Consider the following 15319-nt stretch of genomic DNA (forward strand, 5'->3'; position numbering starts at 1 on the left):
CGACGCTCCGGCGAGCGCCATCCGGGACTCTGTCCACAATCCAAACAACGGGAACACCCTCCTATGCCTGAAATCCAAGTTGATTGGCACTCTCAACAGGAGGCCGACCGCCTACGCGATCTCCGTGACCGACACGGGATGGTGTGGCGCGGCGTCCTACTCGAGGGGCTAAACACGCAGAAAGTGTAGATTTGCTTAAGGCGCTCACAGAGCTCCACCCAGCACTCGCGACAACGCTCCCCAACCCGACCGGGGACGGCGCGGCCCCGAGCCGGTCGGAGCTGACCGAGGAGTTGCGAGAGCAGATTCGTGAGCAACAGCGCATCCGAGCGACGGCAGAGATCCCACTCTCTGCGTTCGATGATGAAACGGACGCCAACACGCAACGACAGCGTGAGGGCAACATCGAGAGCGACCCTACTCCCGAAGTAGCGGGCGTGGAGGCACAGCCGTCGCGTGTTGATACCGACCGAACGCGGGCGTACAAGCAGTGGGACGTACAGGAAGCCCGTGCCCTCGAAGACGGCGAGGTACTCCATCTCGATGCACACGCGGACGTGGGGGATGTGCTTCGCCACGAAGGGCAAGAGGCCGACCACCCTGATGACGAACTCGAGGAGTGGGAAGTCTATGACGACCATCTGTACGATTATAGCGGGGACTACTGATGGCGGGGAGTACCCGGATCAGAATCACGTCCCAGGAGGAGTACGAATGGCTCGACTCCGTTCGTGTAAAGTACGGACTCACCTGGCGTGGGATGCTGTTGAAGGCCGAGCAGCGGTTGCTCGCCGCCGAACGTCACTGGCCGGAAGAGTTCCAGACACCAGAGCACCTCCGCGCGGGCGGCGTCGCCGGCGTTGCGAGTGACACCGGTGGTGACAGGGACGCGTCGGCAGAGACCGACGAGGTGGTTGGATGAGCAAGGACGTCCCGATGGCGTCGCATTTGCTTTCCTCGAAAGTGTTCGGTGTCTCGGCCCGGAAGCTTGCCGAGTCGTTGGGTCCGCCGCTCATCGTCCCAATCATCCTCTACGCGATTGGATTACCGCTCCTGGTCACGGCGCCGTTCGTGATTCTCGGGGCCATCGCTGGACTCGTTATCTACACACGGACGCCGGAGGGACAACGCCCGATTCGGTATGCAGCAGCGATGGTTCGCCACTTCCGAGGGCGGACAGAGTACCTCTGGAAGCCCCCCGAGGCTGGCGACCACGATATCGCTTCGCGTGAGCCCTTCGAGGGCTGGATCACGGAGCGGCCAGACCCGGCTGGGAGTGGCAGTGTGAGTGAGAACGAGGGCGGGAACGAGAGTTACCGCTCGGATACTGTGGACAGAGAATTGACGGTGAATACGGATTCGGATGCGGATGCTGGGCCCGCTTCGGAGTGCCCCGCTGTGACGACAACGCTCGGAGAGACATACAATGACTGAATACGAAGACGCCGGTTCGACGCTGGACCTCATGGACTTCAAGAATGTCCGTGACGGCGGTGTCGTAGAAACGCCAACGACGTACGCGATGCTCATGCGGGTCCAGCCCCGCGAGTGGCTCATCCTCTCGGAGGAACGCCGGGAGAGCCTCTACCTGTCGTTCATGACGTTCCTTCGCGGGCTACAGTTCCCGACGCAGATTCTCTCGGTGACGACTGCGTACGACCCTGAGCCCTACCTGGGACGTTTTGAGAACGTCGACCGCCCGCTCATCGGGACGAGCGAGGATGGGGGTGACGAAGAGGACGCGCTCGACGAGTCGCCGCTGATGGATTACGGGCGACAGTATCACGCTGAGTGGCTGCGGAACGTCGTCGACGTCGCGGAGATTCGTGACCGCGATTTCTACGTCGCGGTCTCGGTCGCGAAGGATGGAGAGGCCGACGATGGCGTCATGGCCCAACTTCGTGGGTTCCTGCCGGGTGGGAACGATGTCGAGACAGACAGCGAAACGGAAGCCGCGTGTCTCGAAGAAGTGAAAGCCCGCGCCCAGCGTGTGGCCTCGAAACTCCCGCAAACGCAGGTGAAAACAGAACTGCTCGACACGCGAGCGTCTGTCTTGGAAGTCCTCTATGAGGTCTATCACGGACAGAAGCCACCGATCTCGTTCACGCAGGGTAACTACACGCGCCCGGACGACCGCGCTCAGGAAGTTGCTGACGCGGCCTACGATGTCGAGGCGGCGGCCCAGGCGGAAGCGAACGAGGATGGCGACTTCGAGTTTGACCGTATCTCCGAGGAGTACCCCGAGATTGAGATTGAGTCGGATGCCGACCCCCTCGCGGCCGTCGGTGATGGTGGCTATGCCCACCCCGACTTCGTCGAACGGGTGGCGAGCTCGCGTATCCTTCGCTGGTACGCACGGAATATCGGGCCGGTTGGCCACGGTCCCCGCCCGGTCGTCCCGCGAGCCATCTACGCGGGAGTCAGCGTCGGCCTGCTGAGTTTCCTCCTCGGGGCCGTGGCGCTGGGGGGATTCGTGTGGTCGATGGAAGTTCCCCAACGCGGGTCGGACATCTACTGGCTGGCTCGAATGGCCTCGTTCGCGACCGGTGCGGTGAGCCTCCCTGCCTTCCTGTTGAGCCTCGTCGTTCTCTTCCCTTCGGGACGAAAGACGAAGGCGCTCTCGCTGGTCGGCCTCGGCGTGGTCGGCTATGCGATCAGCCTGTTCCTTGAGGCGTACCCCTATGAGTGGGACTCGAATGCGGCTGTGACGACGCTCACGGTCGAAGTGTACGCGGCTGGACTGGCCGCGTTACTGCTCTGTGTCGCCCTCGCAGTGCGGTCCCGGCAGAAGGTGGACCTCTCGAATCTCACCACGCTGCCTGTCGGTGGCGTCGACGGCGAGATGGACCTTGACCCTCTCACCGACGGCGGCTGTACAGAGTTAGACACTGACGAAACGAACGGCGACGCGGTTGCTGACGACCCGCTCACGGCGGCAGACGCGGACACGGACACGGACGCGGAAGTGGACACGACGGACGAGCGAAACGAGGCAGACCAATGAATCCCCTACACAGACTCCTCGGGCGAGACAGTACCGAGGATGACGAGACTGAACGGATCCCGATTGACGACCTCACGGGCGAGGAGACGCAACTCTCACTCGAGTATCTGAATCTGCTCGACCGGGACGCAACTCGGAAGAACATCGAGTGGGCGGCCTACCAGTTACAGGCTGAAGAACTCCCGTTGGTCTCAGCCATCGAATCCCTCGAAGAGCGCGGGAAACTCGACAAGAAGCTCGTCGCGCCCCGTGCGATGGAGCGCCACCCCGAGTTCCAGATTCGCAACGAGAAGGTGACGCAGATTATGACCGTCACGGGCTTTCCCCGGAAGGTCAATCTCGGCTGGCTCGTCCCGCTGACGATTGCGGACGTCGACCTCCGACTGTCGTTCCACATCACGCCGCGTAACCCCGCGAAGACTCGCCAACAACTCCAGCGACGCTACACGCAAACGACGACGTCGCTGGCGCTCAAGAGTCGCAAAGGCCGGACGGACACTCACCAAGACGAACTCGAACGCGAAGACCTCCTGCGCATCCTTCAGGACGTGGTTCGGGGGACGACGAAGGTGTACGACATCGCGATCTACATGGAGTTGATCGCGGATTCCCACGAGGAACTCGACGAGATGCGCGAGCGCGTCGACACCATCCTCGCCGAACAGGACGTCGAGACGACCGTCCTTCGCCACCAGCAAATCGAGGGTAACGGGACGATTGTCCCGCTCGCGACGGACACTATCAAGAACGTCCACCCGATTCAGTTGGAAGCGCTGGCGACGCTGTTCAACCTCGTCGAGCCGCCGATTTACGACGCGGACGGCATCATGATGGGGTTCGACGACACGAGTCGGCCGGTCATCATCGACCGCTATGCACACTCCGGGTACGGAATGGTCATCTCGGGGAAGACGGGGTCGGGGAAGTCCTACGCCCGGAAGCTCGAGATTTACCGCCGCTTGCTGGCTGACCCGACAGTCCAGTGTGTACTTTTCGACCCAGCGGGTGACGACTATCCGTTCTTCGCGGAGAAGCTGCGCGGGGAAGTCATTCGCTTCGGCGGCGCACAGAAGGTGAACCCGATGGATATCGAACCGCCGTCGGGCGACCTCGGTGCGGCCGAGGATACCTACCCACTGACGGTTCGCTCGGTCGTGGAGATGCTGAACACGCACTACGAAGACCGGGGCGGCCTCCCCGCTGCGGAAGAGGGAATGCTGATCCAGGCGGTCCACTACGCGTATCTCTCGAAGGGGATTGTCCTCGGTGAGTACGAGACGTACGCGAACGAATCGCCTATCATCGACGATCTCATCCGGGGCGTCGAGGTCATCACTCACGGTGGTTATGAGGCGGCGCTCGAGGAGGGCCTCGTCGACGAGGCCGAGTTCGAGCACTTCTGTGAGATGGGCGTGCTCTCTGAGGAGGGCGAGCCAATCACGGACGCCGGGATTTCGGTCCCGATGGCGGTGTTCACGCCCTCGGAAAAGCACCAGGAGGTCGCGAAGTCCCTGGAACCCAAATTTGAGTCGTTCAAGCCAGGCGGTATCAACTACAACTTGAACGGGACGACGAACCTCGAGTTGAACTCGCGGCTGGTCGTGATGGACATGAGTTCCTTCGCAGACACGGGCGAGATGCCGCTCATCCTCCACGCGATGTTGCAGTGGGCGTACCTCGAGGCCAAGCGGTCGCCGAATCGCTTCGACGTGACGTTCGACGAGGCCCACTATCTGTTGGGTCGGGAGTCGACGCGGGATCTCATCAACCTCTTCATCCGCCACGCCAGGCACTACGATGCCGGGCTGACGCTGATGAGTCAGACCGCACACGAGTTCCTGCGGACGGAAGAGCGCCGCGAGATTTACGAGAACTGTGACATCAAGATGCTGTTCTATGCGCAGTCGGTCTCGGACGCGACGAAGGAGTACTTCGACCTCTCGCCGGCTGAAGTGAAGTACCTACAGTCAGCCCCGCGAGGGCAGGAATCCGGGTACTCTGGCTGTCTGTTGTCGACGACGAAACACGGTCGTCGCCGGCTCGAGGTTCACTCTGGTGACTTTGAGCACTACATGATCGACAACAACCTCGACCCGTGGACGTACATCGAGGAGCGCGAGGGAACGCGCCGTCCCGAAGATGCCGGGTCGGTCGAGTCCGAGCTGGACCTGACTGATATGCCGGATATCACGAACCGCGAGTTGGATATGCAACTCACTGGTGAGTTCGCACAAGACCGGGCCGCATCGGAACCGTCGCCGGGGTCGGACTCCGTCGATGGCTCTGTATCAGATGTCCCGGCGTCTGGTGAGCGCTGATGGACCCCACGCTGCTGGCTCTGATGGTTCCGCAGCTCGCGGTGGGGTCGTTGGTGCCGCTCCAGTTGCTCGGTCCCGATTCGGTCGCAGAGGCAATCTGGGGATGGCTCATTGATACGCTCAATTCGGCAGCGTCGGAGATGTCGTCGGCGCTCACTGACGAGCTCCTCAAGGGCCTACTGAAGGTCCCGAACCCACACGGTTCGACGGCGGCGAACGGAGCGTGGACTGGGATATTCGAGATTTCACTAGTCTTGCTCCCGATCATGATCGCGTTGGCGCTCATCGCGTGGCCGTTCAGTGAGGACCGGGAGTCCGGGTTGATGGACCTCGTGGTCCGGACGGTGATGGTGCTGTTGTTCATCGGGGTTTCCCAGCCTGCCTGGGGATTCGCGATTGACGCGACGAACGCCGTCACGATGGCGATTCTGAACCTCGACCCCGACCCGGGGGTGGCGAACTATGGGTACGGAAACGGTCTCGTCGGCGCACCCACGACGTTCGCCACGTGGACGCTGAAGTTCATCGTCTCGATAGTCGCCGCGATTCTTGCGGTGCTGTCGCTCCTACTGGCGTTGTTCTTCCTGCTACTGCGCTGGTTCATGATTTGGATGGCCTACATCGGGACACCGTTTTTCGCGGTCGTCTGGTTCGTGGGCCGTGGTCCCTTCAAGTCGGTGGGGAGCGTCGGAGCGACGTTCATGCGGATGGGCGTCTTCGCGCTGTTAGCCGGCCCGATTATCGCTATCATCGTGTTGGCCTTCCAAGTCATCGAACACGGTGGTATCCTCCAGGCCACGGGCGGGAGTTCCGAGAGCGCCGGGGCGATGATTCAGAATGTCGCTGGCGAAACCGGCCTGATCTTCGCCGAACTCGCGTTGATGTTGCTCTTCCCAGTCGTGCTCATCGTGGCGATCTGGAAGCTCATCTCGTGGGCGGGCCAGCCCATCGGGGTTGGTGAGGCGGCGGCAGTCGCGACGATGGCTGTCACGGCCGCTGTCGGCGGCGCCGTCGCTGGCGCGACCGGTGGTGCGGCTGCTGGTGGGTCCGGCGGTGCGGCCTCCGGTGGCGCATCAGGCGGTGCATCGAGCGGTAGCGCCGCTGGCGGTTCGAGTGCGGCGGCCTCGGGCTCGGGAGCGAGCGCGGGGACTGCCGGGAGTGCGAACGTCGGGGCCGGCGGGTCCGGCCTCTCGAGCCGCATGACAGCGCGGGCGAAAGGCGCTGTCAGCAGCGTCAAGCAGAGCGCACACCAGCAGGCGACGAAACGTATCGGCCACTATGGAACGTCGGGGAAGTTGGATTCGGCACAGGCCTCGTTGTCTGAGGCGCAAACCGATCACAAAACCGCGTCGTCACAGGCGAGGTTCATCCAGAACGCGATGGTGAACGAGGAAATGGACATGGCCGAGGCCAAGAAACAGGGCTTCCTCGACGCCGAGCCGATGGAGAACCAGATGCCGGAGTTCAAGACCGACCCCGATACCCTCGACCGGAAGATGACGTATATGGGGACGGATGGAGCGAGTCGGTCGGTCAACCTCTCGCGGAAGTTCCGGGCGGCCAAGGCCGACCAGCAGGATGCCAGCGAGCGCATCACGACCGCCGAGAGCGACATCGCGAAGAACGCTGCACGGAACCGCCGTGTGGAGACCGGCAAGAAGGGGGTGAGAACCGGGAAGAAAGCAGGGACGATCACGGCGAAGACTGGCGCGGCCGCGATGATTGGCGGGGTTGGTGGCAACTCCTACCTCGCGTATTCCGCGGGCCGCCGGGCTGGTGGGCCGATGATCGGCTCGAATGGCTCGGAGTTCGGGAAAGCAGCGGGCGGCCAGAGCAAGCCACCCAAGCCCGACGATGGAAACGGGCCGGAGGTATAGATTCAGCACTGAGTCGAGAGGGCTCTGAGCCGCTCTGTCTTCGCTCTCGCGGAGATTTAAATACGGGTATGGGGCTAAGAGGTGTGTGATTCAGAGGGACCGTCCCGCGATGCTGTGAGGGCCACAGACGGACCGTGGATTCATCTCGCGTAATCGCAGTCGGCCCTCTCGTCGATTTACACCATACAAAATCGCATCACCTCCGACCCCGCCTTCGGGCGACGCATGGCCACTCACCCATCGACATCACCAACAACAAACCATGTCACCACCATATTACGGGGACCTCGCCACTGGAACTGTGGCAATCATCATCCTCGACCTTGCATACGTCTACGTCCGCCCCCGCTTACCGACCCCCGACGGCGGTCGTCGCGAGCGCGCACTCGAAGCGGCCATCGTCGCACTTCTCGTCTCGGGCTGGGGATTGCTCGCGTATCCGGCTTTGTTCACTCCAGCGTGGCACGGAGCAGCGGGAATCGCGATGTACGGACTTCTCACGGTCCCTATCGTGGGCGTCCTCTTCTTCCTCGGGAAGCCGCTCATCCCGCCGATTGGAGCTGGCGGTGTAGTATTCATCCTGATGGTGATCGGACTCGCATTCCTGAATATGCTCCTCCCGGGGACCAACGGGGGGAGAGAGCTCTCGAATCTCCTGTCCGCACCGTTCCTGCTCGCTATCCCGGTTGGCCTCTTCATCGGCGTGTACGTTGTAGGGATCCTCCAACAGGAGATTGCTGAGGACGACGAGCCAGAGTATGACCCAATCGGCTTCGCAGGGGGACCGACCTCTGAGACGCCGGACCCGAACAGCACGGGCAGTCCGTCCTCGAACACCTCTCCCTCGTCCCACACGCCGAATCCGCCGAAGCGCGTCTCGATTGACGAAGTCCCACAAGACCTTCGAGAACAATTCCAGCTCGGGGATTCGTCTCCCACAGAACGAATTCCGCTGGAGGAGTACCGCTATGACTGGCGATATTCAGAGACATCGTTCGACACTATCGGCGGCTACTACGACCTGAAGGACGCCCTCCACGAAGACGTGCTCAAGCCACTCCGAGCGACACAGCGAGGAGATGATCGCTACTCACGATTCGGTATCGAACCGGAGCGCGGCATCCTCCTGTATGGGCCTCCGGGGACAGGGAAGACGATGTTCGCGAGAGCGCTCGCCGGAGAACTAAACATCCCGTTCGTGGAGCTGTCGCCGGCGGACGTGACGAGTATGTGGGTCAACGAAAGCAGCGACCAGGTCAAGACGCTGTTCAGCGAGGCCGACGAGATCGGGCAGTGTATCATCTTCCTCGACGAGGCGGAACATCTCTTCGGCGCTCGCGAACACACCGCCAAGAGTGCCCACGCCGAAGACCGGAAAGTCACGAGTGAGTTCCTTGCGCAACTCACGCGGGATGACCGCGAGGCGATTGTGGTCTCGGCGACGAACCGACCGGGCGATATCGACCGGGCGATTCTCCGACCGGGTCGCCTGACGGCACACTTCGAGGTTGGCCTCCCCGACGAAGAGGCCCGCCACGCGATTCTCAAGACCCATCTCAAGGACATACCCTCGAGAGTGTCGGGCGATGAGTTCGCGGCGCTGGCCCGTCACACGGCTGGGTTGACTGGCGCTGATCTCGCCAATCTCGTCGGACAGGCTCGCCGGAGTGCGGCACACCGGGACGCGAGCGCGGTCACCCGCGAGGACTTCCCCTCAGAGGACGCTCTCGAGGAGCTGTCGGCAGAGTTAGCAGTGGCGAACGAGACGGGCGAACTCCCAGACGCCGACGACGGGTCGGATACTGAGACTACCGACTCGCCGGAAGCGAAAACGGGCGTGCGAGCGGATGATGAGGGTGATTCCGGACCCGACGGCCCTGCTCGCGGCTACCAGTAGGGAAGACGCTCTCTCACGAGGCCGGGGACTCGGAATGGCGGTGACGGGTTTTCTGTGGCGTAGCAGCGCGAGGGCGGCCAGGGGGTTTGGTCCTACGCAACAACTGAACCGGCTACTGACTTCACTCTGTTGCGTAGGAATCATTGGCTCGCCGTTCCCCACCCGGCGGCTCTGTTCGCGACGTCGGGGGTCCCTCGGTTCGCATACTCCCCCACCAACCGCTGTGCAACGGTCGGTGGCAGTACGGTACTCCGGCGTGGCTGGCAACGAGGCCACGTATCGCGATGATTCGATCTCGTCGTCGACTTCACTTCGATAGAGGGGGTGTGTCCGCATTCGTGGCTCGTGACGCTCGGTGGAGATATGCGGGATTGTGGGGAATGGCGACGAAAACTGCCCGATTACGCCCGATTTCGCTGTCTCGTTTTATAGCGAGATAGAGCGTATAGTTGAGTGGACATGAACACCCTCCGTGAAGATGCCCAACTACTCCACGAGCAGGTGGCCCCCCACCTCTCGGACGACCAAGCAGATGACTACGACGTCGACGCTCTCGAGACACTGTTCGACTCCTACGTGAACACGTATCGAGTGCCGAGAAACGCGGCCTTCGACAGCGTCCGTAACCACGTCCTCAAAGAGGCGGATGTGGATACGGAAGCGTTCTGGGCCTCACTCCGAGGCGGCGACCAGGGAACGACCGAGGAACCGCTTCCGCTCTCTGAATGCACCACCGACGGCGCATGGGTGACGGTGCGAGCGAAAATTGTCGAACTCTGGGACCCCCGTGAGGACTCGATCCACCAGGTTGGTCTGGTCGGTGACGAGAGCGGCCGGATGAAGTTCGTCGCGTGGACGAAGTCGAACCCCCCAGTCCTCGAGGAGGACACGACGTACACGTTCAAGGACGTCGTCGTCGATGAGTACGACGGCAATTACTCGCTGAAGATTAATTCGCGGAGCGAAATCATCGAGCACGCGAGGGACAGTCCGGAGGCCATCGGCACGGTCGGGACGATGACGACCGTCTATGAGGGTGTGTTCGTTGCGATACAGAGTCAGTCGGGCCTCATCAAGCGATGCACAGATCCGGAATGTACGCGCGTGATTCAGCAGGGCGAGTGTAGCGAGCACGGCCCGAACGAGGGTGAGTTCGACCTCCGAATCAAGGGCGTCCTCGACGATGGGGAGTCCGTTCAGGAGTGTCTGTTCACCGCTGGAATGACGGAAGTCGTGACGGGCATCGACCTAGACGGCGATGGAGATGGCGTCGGACGCGCTCGACCTCACTGTGGTTGAGCGGCGACTGACCGAGATGCTCATCGGCCGCCGATTCACGGTCGAGGGGCCGCTTCTCGGTCGGTATCTCCTTGTCGACGAGGTGACGGATTCATCGAACCGGGCGTTCGCTCAGGGCTACCACGATGCGGTTGATGACCTGCTTTCTGAGTACGGCTATTATGGGCCGGGCCTGACGGCCGAGAACATCGAGGATCTCCCGCAGACCTATGACGCGCCGGTCGCGGCAGGAGGGAACTAAGACCAATGGCAGCAGCAGACACCACCCCCCAGCAGACGGACGTACCGACTCGCGAAGTCGCCAAGCGCGTCTTCGCCGCAGAGCTGAACACGGCGACCTACACGTTCAAAACCTCACAAGATGAGCGCGCCCCGGTCTACGTTGCGCTCCCGACGGGCGAGCGGGCCAACCGCATCTGTATCGCGGGGACGGTCACGGATATCGAAGACGTCGGAGAGAGCGCAGAGTACCTCCGCGCTCGCGTCGTCGACCCGACCGGGACGTTCTGGGTGTACGCTGGCGAGTACCAGACAGACGCGCTCAAGCAACTCAAAAAGGTTCAGGCGCCGGAGTTCATCACGATCGTCGGAAAGCCACGGACCTACAAGACTGACGACGGGTCGGTGAACGTCTCGGTTGTTCCCGAAGACGTCGGCGTGATCGACCTGGAGACGCGGAACGCGTGGGTGTACGAAACAGCGGCGCGGACGCTCGAGCGCGTTCACTCTGCGCGGGAGACGTCGCCGAAAGTAGCAGCACTTGCTCGCGAACAGTACGGCCACGATGGGTCGTCGTTCGCGCACGTCGCGGCGTTCGCCCTCCAGGACCTCCTCAATGTGAGCGGTCACGACGCGATGAGCGGGACGAGTCTCGACGAAGAGGCGTTCGAGAAGCGTCTGCTTGAAGTCGAGTCTGAGGACTCGGCAGAATCCTCGGGCGGCGACGTCGACGACGCTGCGGATCTCGAGAACGAGTCGCTGTCACCGGAGGAGCTGGGGAAGCAACTCGGTGACCCATCCGGCGTCGACAGCGAATCCGACTAGTCATGTTCGGACGGCGTTCCGGAATCAACGGTCGGTTTGATGACCCGCGAGCTCACGACGGGAAGTACCCGCCGGACTGGGATGCTCGGCGGAAGGCGGTCTATGAGCGCGATAATTATACCTGCCAGCAGTGCGGGCGACGGAGTGGTCCCCACGCCGGTGATGGTGGGGTCGTGTTGCACGCTCATCACCGGCAGTCGCTTCGTGACGGTGGCTGGCATCATCTCGGGAACTTGGTGACGGTCTGCCAGTACTGCCATGACGGGATTCACGGTCACCCGACGGGGAGTGGCTACGGAGTGGGTGGGTTCAACGGGCTGCGCGTCCTTCGAGCGGCCGGTCGAGCCTTCCTGCGAGGCCTCCGGTGGGTGCTGCGATGACCGAGACGATGACCGCGATGTCCGAGAGGAAGCTGGGCGTCCTGGCACTGAGCGTCGTAGTCCTACTCGTGGGCGCGGTACTCGTCTGGTATTCGTATCAGTTCACGGTCTGTCTCCTCGACGCCGTGGGACCGAATCCACCACCGGGACGTGTGCACCGAGTATGCGCTTTTTCCTCCCGGGGATCATCGCGATAGTCGCCGGCGGTGCCGGACTCGTGTATAGTCTCGCCTCGAGATTCGCGTAGGAAGACACCACATAATCCAGATCAGGATTCTCGACTAGGCCGTGAACTGGTTCTCGCTATGTCAGGCGACGCGTGTGCCGCCAGGGAGTGGCACAGTTCGTGGGCCGGGTTCTGCCATCACGATGTCGTCATGGGGTGCTGACCGGACGGCGAAGGTACAGCCGACGACGGGGTCGAGTTCGTTCATCAGTCCCGGTTCCGTCCGGTAGTAGGCGAACGCGAGTTCTACAATCTGCTGAACCTCGGCGCGCATTAGTTGCGAGTGTATCCCGGGAAGGAGTCGGTCTTCGTCGAGCGAGGAGATCGTGAAGTCGATATCGAGGGCTTCGTCGATGTCCATGTCGGCGAACCCATATCTTGGGCGTCTGTTCTCGTTCTCGTTCCTATCCCCGGCTCCGTCGGGGTCGTCATCGGTGACGTTCTCTTGGGCTCGCTGCAAGTGGTCGTCGTCGACGCCAAACGATGAGGGCGACATTGGGTAGGGGTGTCCCGTGGCGGGGCCCTCGAACTCGGGCATCGCGATGCCGATGGCGTCGGTGAGGATCGTCTTTGCGTAGGGCCCGCTGAAGAACAGGAGGTCCTCGAGGCGGGTTCGGTCGGAGATGCGGTCGACGTCGAGGACCTCGAAGCGGTCGGCCTGTGGTGCGAGCTGGTCAAGGAGGAAGTGGCCGTCGTTGGCGGCGGAGATAGCGAGTTGAAATTCATCAAGAGCTCGAGCGACGGTGGTGACGTACTCGGGAGGGTATCCGAGGTCGGTCACGGCGTGGTAGATGTTCGTGGCGGTGACGGGAGAGTACAGCGGCGTGGTGGATGGCGAATCGGTGTCGAACGGGTCGGTTGGAACGGGGGAGGTCATCGGCGAGCGGTCTAGCCGCGTAATCGCTTATAAACCTCAGCAGGGCAGAAATCTCGAACCAGAGTGGGAAGGTGTCGGAAGAGATGTCGATCAAGGTCGGACACCCCCACCCCTTTTTCGAGTTGTAACAGAACGAGGGTGGGTAGGGGGTCACTGCCGCGTTGCGGCTCGATCAGGCTGTATTTCACGATTCCAGCCGTTACAAACACCGTATCGTCCATTTTCAAGAGCGTACTACAATAAAGGAATCTTTATGTAGTGCGGTGGCATACCACAACCGCACTAGACAATACCTACGAACGATACGTAAGCTTGCTTACGTATCCGTGAGTGGTGAGGGAATCGTGGGTTAACATCTAAGAACCGCGCTCTGACAACCTCTCCCGTTTGTCCTTAGTGTTCTCGTCGTGTTCGACAGCTTCTCTCCCCGTGTCATCGCTATCCGTTACAACTCGAAAAAGGGGTGGGGGTGTGGGTTGATTCCTCGAGGACGCTTCGTGATCTCCACCGAGTGCTGTTCGTGGTTTGCCCTGTGGTCCTGTACTCGAGGCTCGTGTGGAACTCGTTCATCCTATTCTCACCATCTGATACAATCGTCCATCGCATAATTCTCAAAACTGTGTTAGAGGCTCCCAATCCGTTACAACTCGAAAAAGGGGTGTGTCTCAATATTATATTCTTCTTTTGACAAGACGTTACAACTCGAAATAGGGGTGTGCCGGCCCGTCGACAGCGGTTCGAGCCTGGAAAAGAAGAGATAGCCGACTCAGTCACTCCATCGGTTGAATCCTCGCGTTTACAAATCGAAATCGGTGGCCTTCAGTTATTTATACTAGGGCTACAGAGGATGGAGACATGGGTGATGGATCGCCGGATATAGATCATCAGACGGAACAGTCTGGTTCTATAGACGAAGTTCCGAGAGATGGAGGGAGCAATTCTGACGGGTCCGACACCAGTCAATCTACGTTCGGTGATTCGGGGAGCGGCATCTCGATCATGGATGAACTCCAATCCGAATCTGTCGAAACCGTCTTCGAGAACAAGGATTTGGTTCGCCCCGACACCATCATCGACGAAGATCGAATCGTTGGTCGTGATGACCAGCTGAAGACCGTCATCACGAATCTAAAGCCCGCACTCCAGGGTCAGGGGATTCCGGATATGTTGTTGACCGGACCGTCTGGAACCGGGAAGTCGCTGATTATCCACGCGGTCTGTAAGAAAATCGTTGAGCTGAGCGAGGCTCAGGGAATGCGGTTCGGTGTGTTTTCGATAAACTGCGAGGGACCCGGCACCACCAGTCGCGCTGTCTATCGTCTGATCCAGGAAGCGACGATGAATATCGAGGAGGAACCTGGTGTTCCCGAAAGTGGTGTCTCGACAGACCAGAAACTCGAGCGCCTCTGGGAAATCATGCGCGAGCACTACGATGGCGTCATCTTCGTTCTCGACGAAATCGACATGCTTGATGGTCCATACTCTGAACCAGAGTACAATTCGCTTCTCTACCAGTTGTCGCGAGCTCGCGATCTCGGTCGCTTTGACGGTCCCGTCTCTGTGACTGCGATTACCAACTACGTTGATTTCATGTCTGATCTCAACAGCCGCGCAAATAGCTCGTTCAATCCTGACGAGGTTTTCTTCGAGGATTACGACGCGACCCAGCTACGACATATCCTCCGAAACCGCGAAGACGCATTCAAACAAGAAGCTCTCGCGAGAGACGTCGTTCCGCTCGTGGCTGCGTTCGGCTCGCAAACCCATGGTGATGCACGGAAGGCTATCGACCTGCTTCGGTGGTCCGGCGAATTAGCCGATAAACAGGGGGATGAACGGGTATTGGAAACCCACGTCCGGACTGCTCAGGAACGATACGACTCCGATCGCAAATTGCGACACATCGGCGGGCTGTCGACTCAAAAGAAGCTCTGTATTTTCGCCGTGGCCGCAACGGACTATTATTCAAATGTGAGTGTCGACTGGATCCCCGCTGGCCCTTCCTACAGTCTCTATCAGTACGTCTGTGATGTCCTCGATACGGACTCCTATGGCCGGGAAACCTTCGTCAACCACGTCACTGAGCAGGCAACCTACGGCATCCTCGAGTTTGACCGACGTGGTCGTGGGAGGGGCAAAGGTATCCACATGCACTTTGATCTCGCCGAGGACCCTGAGTCAATCATGGAACGAATACTGGAGGATGACCGCTTCTCAGAGTTAGAGCGCGAAGAGGAGATGATGCGATCGGTCGCCAAGTCGCAGATGAACTCGTTCCTGAACTGAAGCGCGATTGCGACTTTCCCCCACCCTCCGGTGTTTACAACTCGAAATAGGGGGGTCATCGGACAATACCCTTCGATAGCCATGCCGAATGTCGCGTTACAACTCGAAATA

The 15319-nt window shown here is 60.8% G+C and carries 13 protein-coding genes; 12 read left to right on the forward strand and 1 reads right to left on the reverse strand.

Going from position 1 to position 15319, the window contains the following annotated elements; genetic code table 11:
- Positions 1 to 191 precede the first annotated feature (191 nt).
- The 11 genes from N0B31_RS21600 (at position 192) to N0B31_RS21650 (ending at position 11819) form a co-directional block, all read left to right on the forward strand.
- Positions 192 to 668 carry a hypothetical protein gene (locus N0B31_RS21600; protein ID WP_260644140.1) on the forward strand — a complete coding sequence of 159 codons (477 nt, stop codon included), beginning with the start codon at positions 192 to 194 and terminating at the stop codon, positions 666 to 668.
- A complete protein-coding gene (locus N0B31_RS21605) occupies positions 668 to 922 on the forward strand; it encodes a hypothetical protein (protein ID WP_260644111.1) in 255 nt (84 codons plus the stop codon). Before N0B31_RS21600 ends, N0B31_RS21605 begins: the two co-directional genes overlap by 1 nt.
- Complete coding sequence (locus N0B31_RS21610) at positions 919 to 1434, forward strand: hypothetical protein (protein WP_260644112.1); 516 nt, start codon at positions 919 to 921, stop codon at positions 1432 to 1434. The genes N0B31_RS21605 and N0B31_RS21610 overlap by 4 nt, the downstream gene beginning before the upstream one ends.
- Positions 1427 to 3004 (forward strand): cell division protein CdpA domain-containing protein, encoded by a 1578-nt coding sequence (locus N0B31_RS21615; RefSeq protein ID WP_260644113.1) that lies wholly within the window; start codon positions 1427 to 1429, stop codon positions 3002 to 3004. Before N0B31_RS21610 ends, N0B31_RS21615 begins: the two co-directional genes overlap by 8 nt.
- Positions 3001 to 5322 (forward strand): VirB4 family type IV secretion system protein, encoded by a 2322-nt coding sequence (locus tag N0B31_RS21620; protein WP_260644141.1) that lies wholly within the window; start codon positions 3001 to 3003, stop codon positions 5320 to 5322. The genes N0B31_RS21615 and N0B31_RS21620 overlap by 4 nt, the downstream gene beginning before the upstream one ends.
- Positions 5322 to 7199, forward strand: a complete 1878-nt coding sequence (locus N0B31_RS21625; RefSeq protein ID WP_260644142.1) for a hypothetical protein — start codon at positions 5322 to 5324, stop codon at positions 7197 to 7199. The genes N0B31_RS21620 and N0B31_RS21625 overlap by 1 nt, the downstream gene beginning before the upstream one ends.
- A 301-nt stretch (positions 7200 to 7500) precedes the next feature.
- Positions 7501 to 9096: an ATP-binding protein gene (locus tag N0B31_RS21630; protein WP_260644119.1), complete on the forward strand. Its 1596-nt coding sequence runs from the start codon at positions 7501 to 7503 to the stop codon at positions 9094 to 9096.
- A gap of 453 nt (positions 9097 to 9549) precedes the next feature.
- Positions 9550 to 10395, forward strand: coding sequence for a replication factor A (locus N0B31_RS21635; RefSeq protein WP_260644143.1), 846 nt, complete (start codon positions 9550 to 9552; stop codon positions 10393 to 10395).
- Positions 10355 to 10636 (forward strand): hypothetical protein, encoded by a 282-nt coding sequence (locus N0B31_RS21640; protein WP_260644144.1) that lies wholly within the window; start codon positions 10355 to 10357, stop codon positions 10634 to 10636. The genes N0B31_RS21635 and N0B31_RS21640 overlap by 41 nt, the downstream gene beginning before the upstream one ends.
- 5 nt (positions 10637 to 10641) lie before the next feature.
- Positions 10642 to 11439 carry a DNA-binding protein gene (locus N0B31_RS21645; RefSeq protein WP_260644121.1) on the forward strand — a complete coding sequence of 266 codons (798 nt, stop codon included), beginning with the start codon at positions 10642 to 10644 and terminating at the stop codon, positions 11437 to 11439.
- Positions 11440 to 11441: 2 nt separating this feature from the next.
- On the forward strand, positions 11442 to 11819 hold the full coding sequence (locus N0B31_RS21650; protein WP_260644122.1) for an HNH endonuclease: 378 nt from the start codon (positions 11442 to 11444) through the stop codon (positions 11817 to 11819).
- 308 nt (positions 11820 to 12127) lie between these two features.
- Here the strand turns inward: N0B31_RS21650 and N0B31_RS21655 are convergent, their stop codons facing one another.
- A complete protein-coding gene (locus N0B31_RS21655; RefSeq protein ID WP_260644123.1) occupies positions 12128 to 12922 on the reverse strand; it encodes a hypothetical protein in 795 nt (264 codons plus the stop codon).
- 999 nt (positions 12923 to 13921) lie between these two features.
- Between N0B31_RS21655 and N0B31_RS21660 the strand changes: the two genes are divergently transcribed.
- Positions 13922 to 15208 carry a Cdc6/Cdc18 family protein gene (locus N0B31_RS21660; protein ID WP_380628635.1) on the forward strand — a complete coding sequence of 429 codons (1287 nt, stop codon included), beginning with the start codon at positions 13922 to 13924 and terminating at the stop codon, positions 15206 to 15208.
- Positions 15209 to 15319: the final 111 nt, after the last annotated feature.

The sequence above is a fragment of the Salinirubellus salinus genome (assembly GCF_025231485.1).
Taxonomy (GTDB): Archaea; Halobacteriota; Halobacteria; order Halobacteriales; family Haloarculaceae; genus Salinirubellus; species Salinirubellus salinus.

Excerpts from the sequence above, each read along its gene's own strand:
- N0B31_RS21645 (WP_260644121.1), top strand. The coding sequence starts at position 10,642 with ATGGCAGCAGCAGACACCACCCCCCAGCAGACGGACGTACCGACTCGC.
- N0B31_RS21640 (WP_260644144.1), top strand. The coding sequence starts at position 10,355 with ATGGAGATGGCGTCGGACGCGCTCGACCTCACTGTGGTTGAGCGGCGA.
- N0B31_RS21615 (WP_260644113.1), top strand. The coding sequence starts at position 1,427 with ATGACTGAATACGAAGACGCCGGTTCGACGCTGGACCTCATGGACTTC.
- N0B31_RS21605 (WP_260644111.1), top strand. The coding sequence starts at position 668 with ATGGCGGGGAGTACCCGGATCAGAATCACGTCCCAGGAGGAGTACGAA.
- N0B31_RS21655 (WP_260644123.1), bottom strand. The coding sequence starts at position 12,922 with ATGACCTCCCCCGTTCCAACCGACCCGTTCGACACCGATTCGCCATCC.
- N0B31_RS21610 (WP_260644112.1), top strand. The coding sequence starts at position 919 with ATGAGCAAGGACGTCCCGATGGCGTCGCATTTGCTTTCCTCGAAAGTG.
- N0B31_RS21625 (WP_260644142.1), top strand. The coding sequence starts at position 5,322 with ATGGACCCCACGCTGCTGGCTCTGATGGTTCCGCAGCTCGCGGTGGGG.
- N0B31_RS21660 (WP_380628635.1), top strand. The coding sequence starts at position 13,922 with ATGGATGAACTCCAATCCGAATCTGTCGAAACCGTCTTCGAGAACAAG.
- N0B31_RS21620 (WP_260644141.1), top strand. The coding sequence starts at position 3,001 with ATGAATCCCCTACACAGACTCCTCGGGCGAGACAGTACCGAGGATGAC.
- N0B31_RS21650 (WP_260644122.1), top strand. The coding sequence starts at position 11,442 with ATGTTCGGACGGCGTTCCGGAATCAACGGTCGGTTTGATGACCCGCGA.